At 69.1% G+C, this 18,048-nt stretch carries 16 protein-coding genes; 7 read left to right on the top strand and 9 right to left on the bottom strand.

Annotated features, from left to right (window positions below; all coding sequences use genetic code 11):
* Positions 1 to 11 precede the first annotated feature (11 nt).
* The 6 genes from V5F66_RS11160 to V5F66_RS11135 all read right to left on the bottom strand — a co-directional run bounded on the left by V5F66_RS11160 (position 12) and on the right by V5F66_RS11135 (position 6,466).
* Entirely contained in the window at positions 12 to 464 is a 453-nt protein-coding gene (locus V5F66_RS11160; RefSeq protein ID WP_012113904.1) for an NfeD family protein, read from the bottom strand.
* Between the two features lie 8 nt (positions 465 to 472).
* Positions 473 to 1,477: an SPFH domain-containing protein gene (locus tag V5F66_RS11155; RefSeq protein WP_394053311.1), complete on the bottom strand. Its 1,005-nt coding sequence runs from the start codon at positions 1,475 to 1,477 to the stop codon at positions 473 to 475.
* A gap of 318 nt (positions 1,478 to 1,795) precedes the next feature.
* Entirely contained in the window at positions 1,796 to 2,821 is a 1,026-nt protein-coding gene (locus V5F66_RS11150) for an esterase-like activity of phytase family protein (protein WP_012113902.1), read from the bottom strand.
* The gene (cobT, locus tag V5F66_RS11145) at positions 2,818 to 4,716 is read right to left on the bottom strand and encodes a cobaltochelatase subunit CobT (RefSeq protein ID WP_394093860.1); all 1,899 of its coding nucleotides are present in this window, start codon (positions 4,714 to 4,716) and stop codon (positions 2,818 to 2,820) included. The genes V5F66_RS11150 and cobT overlap by 4 nt, the downstream gene beginning before the upstream one ends.
* Positions 4,717 to 4,761: 45 nt before the next feature.
* Positions 4,762 to 5,745, bottom strand: coding sequence for a cobaltochelatase subunit CobS (gene cobS, locus V5F66_RS11140; RefSeq protein ID WP_012113900.1), 984 nt, complete (start codon positions 5,743 to 5,745; stop codon positions 4,762 to 4,764).
* Between the two features lie 103 nt (positions 5,746 to 5,848).
* Entirely contained in the window at positions 5,849 to 6,466 is a 618-nt protein-coding gene (locus V5F66_RS11135) for a J domain-containing protein (RefSeq protein ID WP_041575353.1), read from the bottom strand.
* A gap of 229 nt (positions 6,467 to 6,695) precedes the next feature.
* Between V5F66_RS11135 and V5F66_RS11130 the strand changes: the two genes are divergently transcribed.
* From V5F66_RS11130 to gyrB, 3 genes are read left to right on the top strand one after another with little or no spacing between them, the layout of a single operon-like run.
* Positions 6,696 to 6,998 carry a BolA family protein gene (locus V5F66_RS11130; protein ID WP_041576636.1) on the top strand — a complete coding sequence of 101 codons (303 nt, stop codon included), beginning with the start codon at positions 6,696 to 6,698 and terminating at the stop codon, positions 6,996 to 6,998.
* A 44-nt stretch (positions 6,999 to 7,042) separates the two neighbouring features.
* Positions 7,043 to 7,792 carry a 7-cyano-7-deazaguanine synthase QueC gene (gene queC / locus V5F66_RS11125; protein ID WP_394093859.1) on the top strand — a complete coding sequence of 250 codons (750 nt, stop codon included), beginning with the start codon at positions 7,043 to 7,045 and terminating at the stop codon, positions 7,790 to 7,792.
* A 53-nt stretch (positions 7,793 to 7,845) separates the two neighbouring features.
* Positions 7,846 to 10,287 carry a DNA topoisomerase (ATP-hydrolyzing) subunit B gene (gene gyrB / locus V5F66_RS11120; RefSeq protein ID WP_394093858.1) on the top strand — a complete coding sequence of 814 codons (2,442 nt, stop codon included), beginning with the start codon at positions 7,846 to 7,848 and terminating at the stop codon, positions 10,285 to 10,287.
* Between the two features lie 27 nt (positions 10,288 to 10,314).
* Here the strand turns inward: gyrB and V5F66_RS11115 are convergent, their stop codons facing one another.
* Both V5F66_RS11115 and V5F66_RS11110 read right to left on the bottom strand, forming a co-directional pair.
* The gene (locus V5F66_RS11115; RefSeq protein WP_394001096.1) at positions 10,315 to 10,707 is read right to left on the bottom strand and encodes a NifB/NifX family molybdenum-iron cluster-binding protein; all 393 of its coding nucleotides are present in this window, start codon (positions 10,705 to 10,707) and stop codon (positions 10,315 to 10,317) included.
* 84 nt (positions 10,708 to 10,791) lie between these two features.
* The gene (locus tag V5F66_RS11110) at positions 10,792 to 11,721 is read right to left on the bottom strand and encodes a LysR family transcriptional regulator (RefSeq protein ID WP_041576635.1); all 930 of its coding nucleotides are present in this window, start codon (positions 11,719 to 11,721) and stop codon (positions 10,792 to 10,794) included.
* 152 nt (positions 11,722 to 11,873) lie between these two features.
* On the opposite strand from V5F66_RS11110, the gene V5F66_RS11105 reads away from it, so the two are divergent.
* The 4 genes from V5F66_RS11105 to thiE all read left to right on the top strand — a co-directional run bounded on the left by V5F66_RS11105 (position 11,874) and on the right by thiE (position 16,739).
* Positions 11,874 to 13,382: an FAD-linked oxidase C-terminal domain-containing protein gene (locus V5F66_RS11105; RefSeq protein ID WP_394001094.1), complete on the top strand. Its 1,509-nt coding sequence runs from the start codon at positions 11,874 to 11,876 to the stop codon at positions 13,380 to 13,382.
* A gap of 30 nt (positions 13,383 to 13,412) precedes the next feature.
* Complete coding sequence (gene glcE, locus V5F66_RS11100; protein ID WP_394093857.1) at positions 13,413 to 14,624, top strand: glycolate oxidase subunit GlcE; 1,212 nt, start codon at positions 13,413 to 13,415, stop codon at positions 14,622 to 14,624.
* Positions 14,625 to 14,697: 73 nt separating this feature from the next.
* Positions 14,698 to 16,017: a glycolate oxidase subunit GlcF gene (glcF, locus tag V5F66_RS11095; RefSeq protein WP_394093856.1), complete on the top strand. Its 1,320-nt coding sequence runs from the start codon at positions 14,698 to 14,700 to the stop codon at positions 16,015 to 16,017.
* 86 nt (positions 16,018 to 16,103) lie between these two features.
* A complete protein-coding gene (thiE, locus tag V5F66_RS11090) occupies positions 16,104 to 16,739 on the top strand; it encodes a thiamine phosphate synthase (RefSeq protein WP_394093855.1) in 636 nt (211 codons plus the stop codon).
* Between the two features lie 34 nt (positions 16,740 to 16,773).
* Here thiE and V5F66_RS11085 read toward each other — a convergent pair whose 3' ends face one another.
* Positions 16,774 to 18,018, bottom strand: coding sequence for a phenylacetate--CoA ligase family protein (locus V5F66_RS11085; RefSeq protein WP_041575352.1), 1,245 nt, complete (start codon positions 18,016 to 18,018; stop codon positions 16,774 to 16,776).
* Between the last annotated feature and the right edge of the window lie 30 nt (positions 18,019 to 18,048).

Here is an 18,048-nt window from a genome sequence, read left to right as displayed (position 1 = left end):
CACAAGGCCGCTCAGCCCTCCACCGCTTCCACCTTCAGGGTGGCGCCATCGGCCGCGATCACCTTCACGTCCCGGCCGGCGGCAAGGTCCGGGCCTTCGATGCGCCAGACCGTGTCGTCGATCCGCACCCGGCCGACGCCGCCGAGGATGGGCTCGTCCAGCGTGAACACCCGCCCGACGAAGCCTTCCGACCGCCGGTTGAGGAACGGCCTGTCCGAGGCGCGCCCCGGCGCCGGGCTGATCCTGCGGCCGATAAGCACCGCGATCACCGCCAGCGCCGCGAAGGCCAGCACTTCGCTCTGCCAGGTGAGGCCCACCACATAGGACAGGGCGCCGGTGACGAGCGCCGCGAGGCCCAGCCAGAGCAGGAAGGCGCCCGGCGCGGCGATCTCCGCCACCAGCAGCACCCCGCCCAGGATGAACCAGGCCCAGGGTCCCAGAAGAGGTCCGAGATCGGCGAGCATGGCGCGCCTCAGCCGTGGCTCGGGGGCGGCACCGTCGCGGGCCCGGTGGGCCGCCGGCTGCCGGGAACGGGCGGACGGGGACTCGCCGGCCCCTCGCCGCCGAACGCCGCGCGGGCGATCTCGCCTATGCCGGTGAGCGAGCCCAGGAGCGCCGTGCCCTCATAGGGCACCAGCACCACCTTCTGGTTGGGCGCGGTGCCCATGGCCTCGAACGCCTTCACGTATTTTTCGGCGATGTAATAGTTCAGCGCCGCCGGATCGCCGCTCTCCACCGCGGCGGAGAGCATCTGGGTGGCCTTGGCGTCGGCCTCGGCCAGGCGCTCGCGCGCCTCGGCGTCGCGGAAGGCGGCCTCGCGCCGGCCCTCGGCCTGGAGGATCTGGCCCTGCTTCTGGCCTTCCGCCTTCAGGATCTCGGACTGGCGCTGGCCCTCGGCCTCCAGGATGATGGCGCGTTTCTCGCGCTCCGCTTTCATCTGCCGACCCATGGCTTTGACGAGGTCCGCCGGCGGCACGATGTCCTTGATCTCCACGCGGGTGATCTTGATGCCCCAGGGCGAGGCGGCGGCATCCACCACCCGCAGCAGGCGCACGTTGATCTCGTCGCGGTGGGAGAGCAGCTGGTCGAGGTCCATGGAGCCCATGACGGTGCGGATGTTGGTCATGGTCAGGGCCAGGATGGCGGTGTCGAGCCGGGCCACCTCGTAGGACGCGCGCGCCGCGTCGAACACCTGGTAGAAGGCGACCCCGTCCACCGCCACGGTGGCGTTGTCCTTGGTGATGACCTCCTGGGTCGGCACCGGGAGCACCTGCTCCATCACGTTCACCTTGTTGCCGATGCGGTCGATGAACGGGACGATGAGGTTGAGGCCCGGCTGCAGCGTCTTGGTGTACCGGCGGAAGCGCTCCACCGTGTACTGGTAGCCCTGCGGCACCGTCTTCACCCCGGAGAACACCACCGCCACTGCGAGCACGAGCAGGACGAGCACGAACACGTTCGGTCCGGTCAGCAGCATGGAACGCCCTTTCGTTCGGCCCTTGGGGCCGGGCACATATGGGCATGGGGCGCCCGGCCCGGCAAGGGAACCGGGACCGCAGGCGGGAACAGACGGGCCGCCACGGAACCGAACGAGATCTGCTGGCCGCAGCCGATTCGGTCCGGCTCCGTTCCCCATGTGTTCCGCCGTTGGACGGCAAGGTCGCGAAAGCCGTGCCGGAACGGGACCGGAGGAACAAAGGCGGTTTGCGCACCGCGCCGCGATTCGCACGCCTTTCGTTCCCGGCTGGTTCCGCCCCCGCAGTGCCACCGTCCCGTTTCGGGACGCGAGGCCGCCTTAGTCCCGGACCACGGCGAAACGCAGCAGGATGGTGCGCTGGAGCATGCTGAAATTGTCGTCGGACACCAAGGTCAGCAGGGTCTCGCCGGCGGCGTTGCGGGTCACCGCGAGGCCTTCCATGTTGTCGATATCGAAGCTCATGTCGAAGGTGCCCAGCACCTCGCCCTCCAGCCGCGCGCCCGGCTGCACGTCGGCGAGGGCAAAGCGGCGGATCTGCATCTTCACGCCCGTGAGGGGCGAGAAATGGCGCTCCAGCAGATACATCTCGCCCTCGGAGCCGAGCGCGAGATCGGTGGCGCTGAAGGGACCGCTCTTCGCCACGATGAAGGTGCCGGGCTTCGGTCCGCCGATGAGGAAGCCGGGAAGGTCCGCGGCCTTGTCGGCGCCCTGCTCGCCGATGGCGATCAGCGTGCCCTTCAGCGCCCCGGTCGGAACATAGGCGAGGCTTTCCACGCCGAGATTCATGCGCAGGCCGCGAATGGCGGGAGCCGGCACCTGCGTGCCCTTCTGGCCCAGGGGATCGCGCGGATAGCGCCAGATCTCGTTGATGGTCTCCATGGCCACATAGACGGCGTCGGGCGCCACCGTCACCGCCTCCACGTCGCCGCGTCCACGGCTGGCCTGCACCCGGCCCTGCCCGTCCAGCAGCGCGGCGGCCTGAACGTCGGACAGGCCGGTGGGGCGGTCACCGTCGGTGTCGAGCCGGCCGGAGAGGAACAGGCCGGCGTCGGTGACGGCGATGAAGCGATCGTCGGGCCCCAGCGAAAAGCCGGAAATGCCGCCAAACCCGGCAAAATCGGACGACAGCACCAGCCCGCCGCGGAAATCGAGGGCGCCGAACCGACTCTTGTCCTCGCCCGAGCGGAAGCTGGCGATGGGCCGGGCGGCGACCGTGATCGCCTCCGGCGTCACCGGCAGCGCCAGCGGCTTGGCCAGGAGCGCGGACGTAGCCACCGCGATCACGGCGGCGAGGCCCAGCCCCGCCGCCGCGAAACCGAAAGCGAAGCGGGTGCGCCGCCTCAATGAAGCCGACCGCGCGCCGCGGCCTTGGGGGCGGCCCTCGGTTCGTCCTCGAACAGCTCGGCCAGCTTCTCGGTCATCACCCCGCCCAGTTCCTCGGCATCCACGATGGTGACGGCGCGGCGATAATAGCGCGTCACGTCATGGCCGATGCCGATGGCGATCAGCTCCACCGGCGAGCGGGTCTCGATCTCGGAGATGATGTGCCGCAGGTGGCGCTCCAGATAGTTGCCGGCATTCACGGAGAGGGTGCTGTCGTCCACCGGAGCGCCGTCGGAGATCATCATCAGGATGCGGCGGGATTCGGTGCGGGCCAGCAGGCGCTTGTGCGCCCAGTCCAGCGCCTCGCCGTCGATATTCTCCTTCAGCAGGCCCTCGCGCATCATCAGGCCGAGGTTGCGCCGGGCCCGCCGCCATGGGGCGTCGGCCGCCTTGTAGATGATATGGCGCAGGTCGTTCAGCCGGCCGGGACCCACCGGCTTGCCGGCGGCTAGCCACCCCTCGCGGGATTGGCCGCCCTTCCACGCCTTGGTGGTGAAGCCCAGCACCTCCACCTTCACGCCGCAGCGCTCCAGCGTGCGGGCGAGGATGTCGGCGCAGGTGGCGGCCACCGTGATGGGCCGGCCGCGCATGGAGCCGGAATTGTCGATGAGCAGCGTCACCACCGTGTCGCGGAAGTCAGTGTCGCGCTCGCGCTTGAAGGACAGGGCGGCGGTGGGATCCATGATGACGCGGGCAAGCCGCGCCGGATCGAGCACGCCCTCTTCCAGGTCGAACTCCCAGGCTCGGTTCTGCTGCGCCATCAGGCGCCGCTGCAAGCGGTTGGCGAGGCGCGCCACCACCCCCTGGAGATGGGCGAGCTGCTTGTCCAGATAGGACCGCAGCCGCGTCAGCTCCTCGGGGTCGCACAGGTCCTCCGCCGTGGTCTCCTCATCGAACTTGGTGGTGAAGGCGTGGTATTCCGGCCCGCGATTGTCGTGGGTGACGGGCGGGCGCGGCTGCCAGGGCTCGGCCGGCTCCTCGCTGTCGCCCAATTCGGTGCCGTCCGGCGCCTCGGCGGGCGGGGCGGCATCGCTTTCGGCGGCGCTGTCGGGCATGTCCTCCTCGGACAGTTCGGCCTCGACTTCGGTAGCGCCCTGCTGGCTCTCGTCCTCCTTGGCGTCGCCGCTCTCGCCGCCCTCCTCCTGCGTGCCGCCCTCGGCGTCGGAATCGTCGGGCTCCTGCTCGGTGTCGAGGCCGCTCTCCTCGCCCATGTCCAGGGAGGCGAGCAGGTCGCGGGCGATTTCGCCGAAGCGCTTCTGGTTCTCGATGCTGTCGGACAGGCGGGCGAGATCGGCGGAGCCGCGGTCCTCGATATAGGAGCGCCAAAGCTCCACGATCTTGCGCGCGTCCGGCGGCGGCGGCTCGCCGGTGAGGCGCTCGCGCACCAGGAGGGCGATGGCGTCCTCGATGGGCGCTTCCGAGCGCTCGGTGATGTCGGCGAAGCTGCCGCGGTGGTAGCGGTCCTGCAGCATGGCCGCGAGGTTGCGCTTCACCCCCGGCATGCGGATGCCGCCGATGGCCTCCACCCGGGCCTGCTCCACCGCCTCGAACACGGCGCGGGCGACCTCGCCCTGGGGCAGCATCTTGCGATGGACCTTGGGGTCGTGGCACGCCCGGCGCAGGGCGAGGCTGTCCGCATGGCCGCGCACGATGGCCGCGTCCTGCAGGGTGAAGCGGCGGGGCGGTTCGGGCAGGCGGACCCGGTCGGGCGCCAGCGCCGGCCGCTCCGAGGCGAAGGTCACCTCGAACTCGGAGACGCCGGCGATGGCCTTGAAGCAACCCGCCACCGCCCGCTTGAAGGGCTCGGCGGGGGCTTCCTTCGGCGCCTTTCCGGGAGTGCGGTTGGTCGGGGCCATGGCGGCGTCTCGCAAGTCAGGAGAAGGGAGCCGGGAGATCCCGGCTCAGGACAAGGCGACGTTCACGGTGCTCTCGGTCAGCTCCTGGCCGAAGCAGCGCTGGAAGAACTCGGCCACCAGCGGCCGCTCCAGCTCGTCGCACTTGTTGAGGAAGGTGACCCGGAGCGCGAACGCGATATCGCGGAAGATGTCCGCATTCTCCGCCCAGGTGATCACCGTGCGCGGGCTCATGACGGTGGAGAGGTCGCCGTTCATGAAGGCCTGCCGGGTGAGGTCGGCGAGGCGCACCATGCGGTTCACCGTGTCGCGCCCCTCGGCGTTCTGGAAGTGCTTCGCCTTGGCGAGCACGATGTCCACTTCCTTGTCGTGGGCGAGATAGTTCAGCGAGGTGACGATGGACCAGCGGTCCATCTGCGCCTGGTTGATCTGCTGGGTGCCGTGATACAGGCCGGTGGTGTCGCCGAGGCCGATGGTGTTGGCGGTGGCGAACAGCCGGAACGCGGGATGGGGGCGGATCACCCGGCTCTGGTCGAGCAGGGTCAGGCGGCCGGAGGATTCCAGCACGCGCTGGATCACGAACATCACGTCCGGGCGGCCGGCGTCATATTCGTCGAACACCAGGGCGACATTGTTCTGGTAGGCCCAGGGCAGGATGCCGTCGCGGAATTCAGTGACCTGCAGGCCGTCCTTCACCACGATCGCATCCTTGCCGATGAGGTCGATGCGCGAGATGTGGCTGTCGAGGTTGATACGCACGCACGGCCAGTTCAGCCGCGCCGCCACCTGCTCGATATGGGTGGACTTGCCCGTACCATGGTATCCAGTAACCATCACACGACGGTTGCGGGCAAAACCGGCAAGGATGGCAAGGGTGGTGGGCCGATCGAACAGATAGTCGGGGTCGAGCTCCGGCACGTGGGGGTCCGCCTCGGAGAAGGCCGGAACTTCCATGTCGATGTCGATGCCGAACGTCTGGCGAACCGACACCTTCATGTCCGGGGTCGGGGCAATGGTCTCCGTGACGCTCATAACTCCTCCGTCGACGCGCGGGGCGCGCCTCTTCCCTGTGTTCGTTCCGGTGCGGGGCCGTTTCGGTCCGCAGCCGCGTGAAGCCGGCCATCCTTCGGATCGGTCAGCAGAAACCTGCCTGCTTGAGGCTGTTATAAGCCTGAATGACGCTGCGCAGCCGGTCCTCGGACGAGCGATCGCCGCCATTGGCGTCCGGGTGGTGCAGCTTCACCAGCGCCTTGTATCGGGCCTTGATCTCCGCCGGCTCGGCGGACATCTCCAGCCCCATCAGCTCCAGCGCCCGGCGCTCGGTGGTGCGCACGATGCGCCCGTCGGGCTCCGGCCGGTCGGCGCGGAAGGCGCCGCCCATTTCGGCGGTGAAGCCGAAGGGGTCGCGCATGCCGTCCGGATCGGGGGCGCCATGGGCGGAGGCGCCGGGCTGGCCGTCGCCCTTCGCACCCATCTTCCAGGTGGGGCGATGGCCGGTCAGCGCGTCCTTCTGGTAGGCGTAGACGGCGTCGTCGGACATGCCGGCGAAATAATTGTACGACTGGTTGTAGGCCTTCACGTGGTCGATGCAGTAGTGCCAGTACTGGCCCTCCTGGTGCCGACCCTTGGGCGCCTTGTGGGTCCCCTCCGCCGTACAGCCGGGCCATTGGCAGCCCTGGAGGAACCGGCGGGTGCGCCGGTCCTCCGCGGGTTTCACCCGGATTCGGTCGAAGAGGGGGGAATTCAATTTCATGGCGCAGCGATTATGAGCGCCGTCCCGCGGCGCGGCAAGAAACGTGGTGGAGATGACCCAGGGAAGGGGTGGTAACAGGTGCATCGTCGCGGGCATCGGCTGAGCCTTGACCCCCTGCCCGCGTGTGGATTAGGCGGGCCGCGACAATCCCCATATAATGTGCGCTCCGGCGAAGCGCCACTTGGGCGCCCCGCCTTTCACCGGTTCCATTTCAGCCATTGGATTTTCCATGTCGCAGACCTCCCTTTCCGCCATCCGCCAGACCCTCGAACAGGGCCTGACGCCTGTGTTTCTCGAGCTCGAGGACGAGAGCCACAAGCATGCCGGCCATGCCGGCGTGAGCCACCAGCTCAAGGGCGCCGAGCACCGCGAGGATGGCGGAGTGACGCACCTGCGCGTGCGGGTCGTCGCCACCGACTTCACCGGCAAGAGCCGCATCGAGCGCCACCGCATCGTCAACGGCCTGCTCCAGGGCGAGATCGCCAAGGGCCTGCACGCCATCGCCATCGAGGCCAAGGCCCCGGGTGAATGAGCCAGGCGAATGCGTGCGGGCGCAGCATCGGGGACCCTTCCTGAATGACTGAGGCACAGGCCCATGCGGAGGAGGGCGCGCTGGTGCTCTTCTCCGGCGGGCAGGATTCGGCCACCTGCCTTGCCTATGCGCTGGAGCGCTTCGGGCGGGTGGAGACCCTCGGCTTCCATTACGGCCAGCGCCATGCGGTGGAGCTGGAGCGCCGCCCGGTGCTGCGCGATGCCTTCGCCACCCTGAAGCCCGCGTGGGCCTCACGACTCGGTGCCGACCACATGCTGGACATGCCGGTGCTGGGCCAGATCTCCGAGACCGCCCTCACCCGCGACGTGGCAGTGGAAATGGCGGAAGGCGGCCTGCCCAACACCTTCGTGCCCGGCCGCAACCTGGTGTTCCTCACCTTCGCGGCGGCGCTGGCCTACCGGCGGGGCCTCAGGCACATCATCGGCGGCATGTGCGAGACCGATTTTTCCGGCTACCCCGACTGCCGGGACGACACCGTCAAGGCCATGCAGGTGGCGCTGAACCTCGGCATGGAGAAGCGCTTCGTCCTCCACACCCCGCTCATGTGGATCGACAAGGCCGAGACCTGGGGCCTCGCGGAACGGCTCGGAGGCACCGCCCTCGTGGACCTGATCGTTGAGGACACCCACACCTGCTACCTGGGCGAGCGTGGCAAGCGCCATCCCTGGGGCTACGGCTGCGGTGAATGCCCCGCCTGCAAGTTGCGCGCGGATGGCTTTGCACGCTACCGCGCCGGCCAAGGCGTGGAAAGACGCGCGGCCGCCACCAAATAACCGCCACTTTGCGCTAGATTTGCAACAAGTCGCTCAACGATTCGAGATCAATCATGGCCGAACCCGTGCCTGCCGCGTCCCCCGACGATTACGGCGCCCAGTCCATCCAGGTCCTCAAGGGCCTCGATGCCGTGCGCAAGCGACCCGGCATGTATATCGGCGATACGGATGACGGCTCGGGCCTCCACCACATGGTCTACGAGGTGGTGGACAACGCCATCGACGAGGCGCTGGCCGGCTGGGCCAAGGAAGTCACGGTCACCCTGAACGCCGACGGCTCGGTGACGGTGACCGACGACGGGCGCGGCATCCCCACCGACATCCACAAGGAAGAGGGTGTCTCGGCGGCCGAGGTCATCATGACCCAGCTGCACGCGGGCGGTAAGTTCAACCAGAACTCGTACAAGGTCTCCGGCGGCCTGCACGGGGTTGGCGTCTCGGTGGTGAACGCCCTGTCCACCACCCTGGACCTGACCATCTGGCGCGATGGCAAAGAGCACTTCATGCGCTTCCGCCACGGCGACGCGGAAGCCCCGCTGAAGGTGGTGGGCGACGCCCCCGGCGACAAGCGCGGCACCCGGGTGACCTTCACCCCCAGCCCCGAGACCTTCACCAAGATCGATTTCGACTACGCCACGCTGGAGCACCGGCTGCGCGAGCTGGCGTTCCTGAATTCCGGCGTGCTCATCATCCTCACCGACGCGCGCACCGCCGACGTGAAGCGCGAGGAGCTGCATTACGAGGGCGGCGTGGAAGCCTTCGTGAAGTACCTCGACCGCTCCAAGTCCGCCTTGCTGCAGAAGCCGGTGGTGATCCGCGCCGAGAAGGACGGCATGACCGTGGAAGCCGCCCTGTCGTGGAACGACGGCTACCACGAAAATATCCTGTGCTTCACCAACAACATTCCCCAGCGGGATCGCGGCACCCACTTCACCGGGTTCGCGGCGGCGCTGACCCGGCAAGTGATCGGCTATGCCAACACCTCCGGCATCGCCAAGAAGGAGAAGGTGGACCCCACCGGCGAGGATTGCCGCGAAGGCCTGACCGCCGTGCTCTCGGTGAAGGTGCCGGACCCCAAGTTCTCGTCCCAGACCAAGGACAAGCTGGTGTCCTCCGAGGTCCGCCCGGTGGTGGAATCCCTGGTGAGCGAGGCGCTGTCGGTGTGGTTCGAGGAGAACCCGGCGGAAGCCAAGAACGTCATCGGCAAGGTGGTGGAAGCCGCCGCCGCCCGCGAGGCCGCGCGCAAGGCCCGCGACCTCACCCGGCGCAAGAGCCCTCTGGACGTTGCCTCCCTGCCCGGCAAGCTAGCCGACTGCCAGGAGCGAGACCCGGCCAAGTCCGAGATCTTCATCGTCGAGGGTGACTCGGCCGGCGGCTCCGCCAAGCAGGGCCGCGACCGCGCCTTCCAGGCGGTTCTGCCGTTGCGGGGCAAGATCCTGAACGTGGAGCGCGCGCGCTTCGACAAGATGCTGTCGTCCGAGCAGATCGGCACCCTGATTACCGCGCTCGGCACCGGCATCGGCCGGGACGACGGCCATTCGGGCGGCTTCGACCTCGCCAAGCTGCGCTACCACAAGATCATCATCATGACCGACGCCGACGTGGACGGCGCCCATATCCGCACCCTGCTGCTCACCTTCTTCTTCCGGCAGATGCCGGAGCTGGTGGACGCGGGCCACCTCTTCATCGCCCAGCCGCCGCTCTACAAGGTGACGCGCGGCAAGTCCGAGACCTATCTCAAGGACGAGAAGGCGCTGGAGGACTACCTCATCACCGCCGGCCTCGACGAGGCCTCCCTGCATCTGGCCTCCGGCGAGGTGCGCACCGGCTCGGACCTCGCCCATGTGGTGGAGGTGTCGCGCCAGATGCGCGCGGCGCTCGGTGCCATGCACCCGCGCTACAACCGTGCGGTGGCGGAGCAGGCGGCGCTCGCCGGCGCATTCGGCGCCCGGACGCTGCAGGATGAAGCCGCCGGCATCGCCGCCGCCGCCGAGGTGGCGCTGCGGCTCGACGCCCTGGCGGACGAGACCGAGCGGGGCTGGACCGGCCTGTTCGACGACGCCGGTTACACCTTCTCCCGCACCGTGCGCGGCGTCGCCGAGGTGGCGCGCATCGACCACGCTTTCGTCGCCTCCCCTGAGGCGCGGCGGCTCGACAATCTGGCACGGGACCTCGAGGGCGTGTTCACCGCCGCCTGCGTGCTCAAGCGCAAGAATGACGAGCAGGTGCTGTTCGGTGCCGTGGACCTGTTCGACGCGGTCACCGACACCGGCCGCAAGGGCCTCTCGCTGCAGCGCTACAAAGGCCTGGGCGAGATGAACCCGGAGCAGCTCTGGGAAACCACGCTGGACGTCAACGCCCGCTCCCTGCTGCAGGTGCGGGTGAAGGAAGTGGATGCCGCCGACGACCTGTTCAACCGCCTCATGGGCGACACGGTGGAGCCGCGCCGCGAGTTCATCCAGGAAAACGCCCTGCGCGCCAGCGTGGATGTGTGATCCGGGTAAGGCGCCCCGCTGGGCGCCTTAATGCCGCGAGAACAGGTCGCGCACCTTGCACAGGGTGGTGGTGACATCGAAGCGCTGGTCCGGCAGCGCCTCGCCGGCGAGGATCTTCGCCAGCGCGGTGGCTGGATCGCTCTCTCCGGTCAGCAGCACGTCGGTGCCCCGCTTCTTCATGTGACGCAGGAAGCCGTCGCCTGCGCTGCCCGCCACCACCAGGGCCACCCCGTCGAGGGGATGCGGGCGATCGTCGGTGAAATGGTGGAGGATTTCCTCCTTGCCAAGTTCCACCCGCGCCGGCGCCGGCAGGGCATCGCCGGCGACAACGCCGTCCAGATCATAGATGAACCAGCGCCGCGCCTTGCCGGCGTGGCCGGCCACAGAGGCCCAGTCCCCGGTGGGAATCGCAATCTTCATGGCTCTCACCGCCTCGCGTGAAGCGATCCGGGTACCATAGGGACCGGTTCCGCGACATTCCGGAGGAATGCGGAAGGGGACGCGTCAAGCCGCCTGCTGCTCCAGAAGCTGGTCGAGGCCCTCGTCCCAGGGCGGCACCTGGCCGTAGAGGGCGGCGAGGTGGTCGATGAACACCCGCACCTTCTGCGGCAGGAAGCGGCGCGAGGGATAGACCGCGAACAATCCCACCCGGTGGGAGGCCCGCCAGCGCGGCAGCACTACCTTCAGCGCGCCGGAGCGCAGTTCCGGCCCCACATCCCAGGTGGAACGCAGGGCGATGCCCACCGAGGCCAGCACCGCCTCGCGCACCACCTCGTTGGAATTGGTGCGCAATTGGGAATGCACCCGCAGCGTCACCGGCCCGTCCGGCCCCTCCAGCCGCCACGGGTCCTGCCCGTGGGTGGCCAGCAGCACGTGGCCGGAGAGGTCGGAAATGTGCCCGGGCTCACCCACCCGCGCCAGATAATCCGGCGTCGCGCACAGCACCCGGTGGACCGAGGCGAGGCGGCGGGCGACGAGGCTTGAATCATCGAGGTCGGCGATGCGCACCGCCACGTCGAAGCCCTCGCCCACGATGTCCACGAAGGAATCCGACAGCTCAAGATCGATGGTGAGGCCCGGATTGGCGTCGAGCAGCGGGCGCAGGTGGGGCGCGATATGCAGCCGCCCGAACGAGGTGGGCGCCGAGACCCGCAACAGCCCCCGCGCCTCCGACGACTTGCGGGCGAGCTGGCTCTCCGCCTCCTCGATGGAGGCGAGGATGGCCACCACCCGATCGTAGAAGCCCTGCCCGGCCTCGGTGAGGGTCACCTTGCGGGTGGTGCGCTGGAACAGCCGCGCGCCGAGCCGCTCCTCCAGCCGCTGCACCCTCTTGGACACCACCGGCGGCGACAGGCCCATCTCCCGCCCGGCCGCCGACAGGCTGCCCGCAGTCACGATGCGCGCGAAGATTTCCAGATCACCCAGATTGCCGATCATGCGCCGGCCCGCCTCCGTCCGCCTGAGGGACCGATTGTTTTGGATCGCGCGGACGACTTTATCCGCCACGGAAACAATCTGCGACGTTTTTTCCCGGTGAACCGATTATAGTTCCCCTAAAGAGAACGGGCTCAACGAGGGACCGCCACATGACGGGAACAGCTCCGGGCCTCAGGATGCCGGACGCAGACGCGCGGGTGCTCGCCCGCCGCGATGACATCATCGCCGATCTCAAGGCCATCGTCCCCGGCGAGGGCGTCATCGCCCATGAACGGGAGATGCGCCCTTACGAATCGGACGCCCTCACCGCCTACAAGCAATTGCCCCTCGTGGTGGTGCTGCCCTCCACCACCGCGCAGGTGGCGGCCGTGCTCAAATATTGCCACGACAACGAGATCCGCGTGGTGCCCCGTGGCGCCGGAACCTCGCTCTCCGGCGGCGCGCTGCCGCTGGAAGATGCGGTGCTGCTCGGCCTGGGCAAGTTCAACAAGATCCTGGAGATCGACACCCCCAACCGCTGCGCCGTGGTGCAGCCGGGGGTGACCAACCTCGGCATCTCCAAGGCGGTGGACCATCTCGGCTTCTATTACGCGCCCGACCCCTCCTCCCAGATCGCCTGCACCATCGGCGGCAATGTGGCGGAGAATTCCGGCGGCGTGCACTGCCTGAAATACGGCCTCACCACCAACAATGTGCTGGGCGCCGAGCTGGTGCTCATCACCGGCGAGATCGTGCGCCTGGGCGGCAAGCACCTCGACGCCGGCGGGCTCGATTTGCTCTCCGTCGTCATCGGCTCGGAGGGGCTGCTGGGGGTGGTGACGGAAGTCACCGTGCGCCTGCTGAAGAAGCCGGACACCGCCCGCGCCGTGCTGGTGGGCTTCCCCACTTCGGAAGACGCCGGCGAATGCGTGGCGCGGATCATCGCGGCCGGCATCATCCCGGCCGGCATCGAGATGATGGACAAGGACGCCATCGCCGCCGCCGAGGCCTTCGTGAACGTGGGCTATCCCCTCGACGTGGAAGCCCTGCTCATCGTCGAGCTGGACGGGCCGGAGGCGGAGTGCGCCCATCTGCTGGAAGAGGTGACCCGCATCGCGCAGGCCTGTAATTCGGTCACCCTGCGGGTCTCCACCAGCGAGGCCGAACGGCTCGGCTTCTGGGCCGGGCGCAAGGCCGCCTTCCCGGCGGTGGGGCGCCTGTCGCCCGACTATCTGTGCATGGACGGCACCATCCCGCGCCGGCAATTGCCCTTCGTGCTGGCCCGCATGCGCGAGCTGGGGGCGAAATACGGCCTGCGCTGCGCCAACGTGTTCCATGCCGGCGACGGCAACCTGCACCCGCTCATCCTCTATGACGCGAACGCGCCCGGTGAACTGCACGCGGCCGAGAGCTTCGGCGCCGACATCCTGCGCCTGTGCGTGGAGGTGGGCGGCGTGCTCACCGGCGAGCACGGCGTGGGGGTGGAGAAGCGCGACCTCATGGACACCATGTTCAACGAGGTCGATCTCGCCCAGCAGCAGCGCATGAAATGCGCGTTCGACGACAAGAGCCTGCTCAATCCCGGCAAGGTGTTCCCCACCCTCCACCGCTGCGCCGAATTCGGCCGCATGCATGTGAGCGGCGGCGCCCTGCCCTTCCCGGACCTGCCGCGCTTCTAAGGCGCGTGCCCAACAGCCTAAGGCCATCCGATGAGCGACATCATCGCAGCGCGCGACGACGGCGAGGTCGCGGACGCGGTCCGCACCGCGCTTTCCGCCGGCAAGACGCTTGAGATCCGCGGGCACGGCTCCAAGCGCGCCGTCGGCCGCCCGAGCCAGACCGATCTCACCCTCGACCTGTCCGCCCTCACCGGCGTCACCCTCTACGAGCCGGAAGAGCTGGTGCTCTCCGCCCGCGCCGCCACCCCGCGCGCGGACATCGAGGACATGCTGGCGGCGAGCGGCCAGATGCTCGCCTTCGAGCCCATGGATCCTGCCCCCCTCCTCGGCAGCGCGGCCGGGGCCGGCACCCTCGGAGGCTTGTTCGCGGTCAATCTTTCGGGCCCCCGCCGCATCAGCCACGGCGCCGTGCGCGACCACGCGCTGGGCATCAAGGCGGTGTCCGGGCGCGGCGAGCCGTTCAAGTCCGGCGGCCGGGTGGTGAAGAACGTCACCGGCTACGACCTGCCGCGCCTCATGGCCGGCGCCTTCGGCACCCTGTGCATCGCCACCGAGATCACGCTGAAGGTACTGCCCCGCCCGCCCATGGAAGAGACGCTCGTGGCGAAGGTCGCCTCGCCCGAGGCGGCGGCGGCCGCGCTGTCCGCCGCCATGGGCTCGTCATGCGAGGTGTCCGGCGCCACCTTCCTGCCCGAGGGCGTGGCCGGCCGCCTGCCGGGCCTGTCGGGATCGCCCACCGTGGTGGCGCTGCGCCTCGAGGGCGTCGCACCGTCGGTGAGCGCGCGGCGGACCATGCTGCGCGCCGTGCTCGCCCCCTTCGGCGCGGCGGAGGTGCTGGAAACCGAAGCCTCCCGCGCCCTGTGGCTGGGTGTGCGCGATGTGGCCCCCTTCTGCGGCCTCGGCGAGCGGGCGGTGTGGCGCATTTCCACCGAGCCGGTGGCCGGCCCGGCCCTGGCCACGCGCCTTGCGGCGGATCTCGGCGGCGAGGCGTTTTGCGACTGGGCCGGCGGCCTGATCTGGCTGTGCCTGCCCGGCGAGAGTGCCCACGGGGATGAGGTGCGCGCCGCGCTCGCCCCCCACGGCGGCCATGCGACCCTGATCCGCGCCACCGCCGCCGAACGGGCCCGCACCTCGGTGTTCCAACCCCTCGACACCGCATTGGCGGCCCTGACCAAAAGGGTCAAGGAAAGCTTCGACCCCGGCCTGGTGCTGAACCCCGGCCGCATGCATGCGGGGATGTGAGATGGCAAGCCGTCCGCGTCCTTTCCGTCGACATCCTTCCCGCCCCCTGCCTCCTTTTCACGGCTGAGCGCCCATGCAGACCCATTTCTCCCTCGCCCAGCTCGCCGAACCCCATGTGGCGGAGGCGGAAAAGATCCTGCGCACCTGCGTGCATTGCGGGTTCTGCACCGCCACCTGTCCCACCTATGTGCTGCTCGGCGACGAGCTGGATTCCCCGCGCGGGCGCATCTATCTCATCAAGGACATGCTGGAGAACGACCGGCCTGCGACCGAGCAGGAGGTCAAGCATATCGACCGCTGCCTCTCCTGCCTGTCCTGCATGACCACCTGCCCCTCCGGCGTGAACTACATGCACTTGGTGGATCAGGCCCGCGTCCACATCGAGAAGACCTATGTGCGGCCGCCCCAGGACCGGCTCATGCGGGCCATGCTCGCCAAGGTGCTGCCCTATCCGGACCGCTTCCGCCTCGCCCTCATGGGCGCCATGGTGGGAAAGCCGTTCGCGCCTCTGCTGGCAAAGATCCCTGGGCTGAAGCCGCTGGCCGCCATGCTCCGGCTGTCGCCCGGCATGCCCAATGGCCGCGCCCACCACGAGGCGCCCGGCACCTTCCCGGCCCAGGGCACGCGACGGGCGCGGGTGGCCCTGCTGCGCGGCTGCGCCCAGCCGGTGCTGCGCCCCTCCATCGACGACGCCGCCATCCGCCTGCTCACCCGCCTCGGGGTGGAGGTGGTGCGGGTGGAGGGCGAGGGCTGCTGCGGCGCCCTGGTCCACCACATGGGGCGGGAAGAGGAGGCCCACGCCTTCGCCCGCAACAATGTGGATGCCTGGACCCGCGAGATGGACGGGCCGGGCCTCGACGCCATCCTCGTCACCACTTCGGGCTGCGGCACGCCCATCAAGGATTACGGCCACATGCTGCGCCTTGATGCCGCCTACAAGGACAAGGCGGCGCGGGTCTCGGCCATCACCCGCGACATCAGCGAATTCCTGGTGACACTCGACCTGCCCAAGGCCGACGCGCCGCTGGGCCGGCGGGTGGCCTATCACTCCGCCTGCTCGCTCCAGCACGGGCAGAAGGTGAAGGGGCCGCCGGTGGAGCTGCTGCGCGCCGTGGGCTTCGAGGTGGCCGAGCCATTCGACCCGCATTTGTGCTGCGGCTCGGCGGGCACCTACAACATGCTCCAGAGCGAGATCGCCGACCAGCTCAAGGCGAAGAAGGTGGGGACGCTGGAGGCGCTCTCGCCCGACATCATCGCCGCCGGCAACATCGGCTGCATGGCGCAGATCGGTTCCGGCACCGACGTGCCGGTGGCGCACACGGTGGAACTGTTGGACTGGGCCACGGGCGGCCCGGCGCCGGCGGGGATTTCCGGAACCGCGAAGGCGGCGTGAGACTGCCCCGTAAGACTGCAGCGTGAGGGGGTCACCATCGATCCCCGACCGCTGGCATGATTTTCCCCTCCCCCGCAGGACCCAAGATGCCCAAGCCCTTCGACCTCACCCTCTATCTCGTCACTGACCCGCGCCTGGTTGCGGCACACGGCCTGCTGGCGACGGTGGACGCGGCGGTGAAGGGCGGCGCCACCATCGTCCAGCTGCGCGATCCCGACGCCCATGGCCGGGCGCTGGTGGAACAGGCCCGCGCGCTGAAGGCGCTGCTCGCCCCGCTCGGCATCCCGCTCATCATCAATGACCGGGTGGACGTGGCGGTGGCGGCAGATGCGGACGGGGTGCATCTGGGCCAGGACGACATGACCCCCGCCGACGCCCGCGCCGTGCTGGGGCCGGAGCGCATCCTCGGCCTGTCGGTGGGCAATCCGGCCGAATATGCCGCGTCGGATCTTTCCGGCGTGGATTATCTCGGTGTCGGTCCGGTGAAGGCCACCGGCACCAAGGCCGATGCCGGCAGCGCCATCGGCGCGGCGGGTGTCGCCGCCGTGCGGGCGCTGACGCGCCTTCCCCTCGTGGGCATCGGCGGCCTTGCTACGGCAGACGTGGCAGACGTGATCCGCGCCGGGGCTGATGGGGTGGCGGTGGTCTCCTCCATCTGCGCCGCGAGCGACCCCGAACAGGCCGCCCACGCGTTGAAGTCGGCGGTCCTGGCCGCGCGCTGAGTCGTTACCGGCTGCGCCCGATGCGGCACCGGCCTCACACTGGCCGGCGGTCCTCGATGGTCTTGGCGTCAGCCGGCAGCGTACCCGGCACCAGCAGGGCCACGCGGCCGCGCAGCTTGGTGGTGGCGCGCAGGTCGTCCAGCAGCGCCTCCTGCGACAGCGCTGCGGCGTCCTGAACTTCCACCTCCAGCAGCATGTCGTCGGCATCGCCGATGCGATCCACCACGAGGCGGGCCTTCGCCACGGCCGGATGCTTCTTCACCGCCGCGCTCACCTGCACCGGGTGCACGAACATGCCGCGGATCTTGGTCACCTGGTCGGCCCGGCCCATCCAGCCCTTGAGGCGGACGTTGGTGCGCCCGCAGGGGCTGAAGCCCGGCAGCACCGCTGAAAGATCGCCGGTGGCGAAGCGCACCAGGGGATAGTCGGGCTCGAACAGGGTGACGACCACCTCGCCGACCTCACCATCGGCTTCCACCGGATCGCCGGTGCCGGGGCGCAGGATTTCCACGAGGCAGCCCTCGTCCACGATCATGCCCTCTTCCGCCTCGCTCTCGTAAGCGACGAGGCCGAGGTCGGCGGAGCCATAGCACTGCCGGGCGGCAATGCCCGCGGCCTTCAGCTCGGCGCGATGGGCGGGCAGGAAGGCCTCCCCCGTCACCAGAGCCTTCTTGAGGGAGGAAATGTCGGTGCCGGTCTCCCGCGCCTTATCCACCAGGATCTTCAGGAAGGACGGCGTGCCGCCATAGCCCTGTGGGCGGATGTCGGCGATGGCGCGCAATTGCAGGTCGGTCTGGCCGACCCCCGCCGGAACCACCGCGCAGCCGAGCGCATGGGCGCCGCTCTCGATCATCGAGCCGGCCGGGGTGAGGTGATAGGAAAAGCAGTTGTGGACGATGTCGCCGGCCCGGAAGCCGGCCGCGAACAGGCCGCGGGCGAAGCGCCAGAAGTCGGCGCCATGGCCTTCCGGATCATAGATCGGCCCCGGCGACATGAAGATGCGCGCCAGCTTGCCCGGCGCCGTCGCATTGAGGCCGCCGAAGGGATAGCTCTTCGGCTGGATCTCCAAAAGGTCCGACTTGCGGGTGACGGGGAGCTTCGCCAGCGCCGCGCGGGTGGTCACCGCCTGCGGGTCCACGTCCTTGAAGAGGCGCGCGAAATAGGGCGCCTTCGCCTTGGCGTGAGCGACCTGGGCGGCAAGCGCCGCCATCAGCGCCTGTTCGCGGGCTTCGGGATCGCGGGTCTCGCACGCATCGTAATGGCGGTTCGGATCGGTCATGTGACAGTCTCTATTGCCAGAATCCGGACG

The organism is Xanthobacter versatilis, from assembly GCF_043193975.1.
In the GTDB taxonomy this organism is placed as follows: domain Bacteria; phylum Pseudomonadota; class Alphaproteobacteria; order Rhizobiales; family Xanthobacteraceae; genus Xanthobacter; species Xanthobacter autotrophicus_E.
This window is presented reverse-complemented; position numbering and strand designations above follow the sequence as displayed.

Bases quoted from the DNA above. Each gene is read 5' to 3' on its own strand.
- V5F66_RS11160 (WP_012113904.1), bottom strand. From the start codon at position 464: ATGCTCGCCGATCTCGGACCTCTTCTGGGACCCTGGGCCTGGTTCATC.
- V5F66_RS11155 (WP_394053311.1), bottom strand. From the start codon at position 1,477: ATGCTGCTGACCGGACCGAACGTGTTCGTGCTCGTCCTGCTCGTGCTC.
- cobT (WP_394093860.1), bottom strand. From the start codon at position 4,716: ATGGCCCCGACCAACCGCACTCCCGGAAAGGCGCCGAAGGAAGCCCCC.
- cobS (WP_012113900.1), bottom strand. From the start codon at position 5,745: ATGAGCGTCACGGAGACCATTGCCCCGACCCCGGACATGAAGGTGTCG.
- V5F66_RS11135 (WP_041575353.1), bottom strand. From the start codon at position 6,466: ATGAAATTGAATTCCCCCCTCTTCGACCGAATCCGGGTGAAACCCGCG.
- V5F66_RS11130 (WP_041576636.1), top strand. From the start codon at position 6,696: ATGTCGCAGACCTCCCTTTCCGCCATCCGCCAGACCCTCGAACAGGGC.
- queC (WP_394093859.1), top strand. From the start codon at position 7,043: ATGACTGAGGCACAGGCCCATGCGGAGGAGGGCGCGCTGGTGCTCTTC.
- gyrB (WP_394093858.1), top strand. From the start codon at position 7,846: ATGGCCGAACCCGTGCCTGCCGCGTCCCCCGACGATTACGGCGCCCAG.
- V5F66_RS11115 (WP_394001096.1), bottom strand. From the start codon at position 10,707: ATGAAGATTGCGATTCCCACCGGGGACTGGGCCTCTGTGGCCGGCCAC.
- V5F66_RS11105 (WP_394001094.1), top strand. From the start codon at position 11,874: ATGACGGGAACAGCTCCGGGCCTCAGGATGCCGGACGCAGACGCGCGG.
- glcE (WP_394093857.1), top strand. From the start codon at position 13,413: ATGAGCGACATCATCGCAGCGCGCGACGACGGCGAGGTCGCGGACGCG.
- glcF (WP_394093856.1), top strand. From the start codon at position 14,698: ATGCAGACCCATTTCTCCCTCGCCCAGCTCGCCGAACCCCATGTGGCG.
- thiE (WP_394093855.1), top strand. From the start codon at position 16,104: ATGCCCAAGCCCTTCGACCTCACCCTCTATCTCGTCACTGACCCGCGC.
- V5F66_RS11085 (WP_041575352.1), bottom strand. From the start codon at position 18,018: ATGACCGATCCGAACCGCCATTACGATGCGTGCGAGACCCGCGATCCC.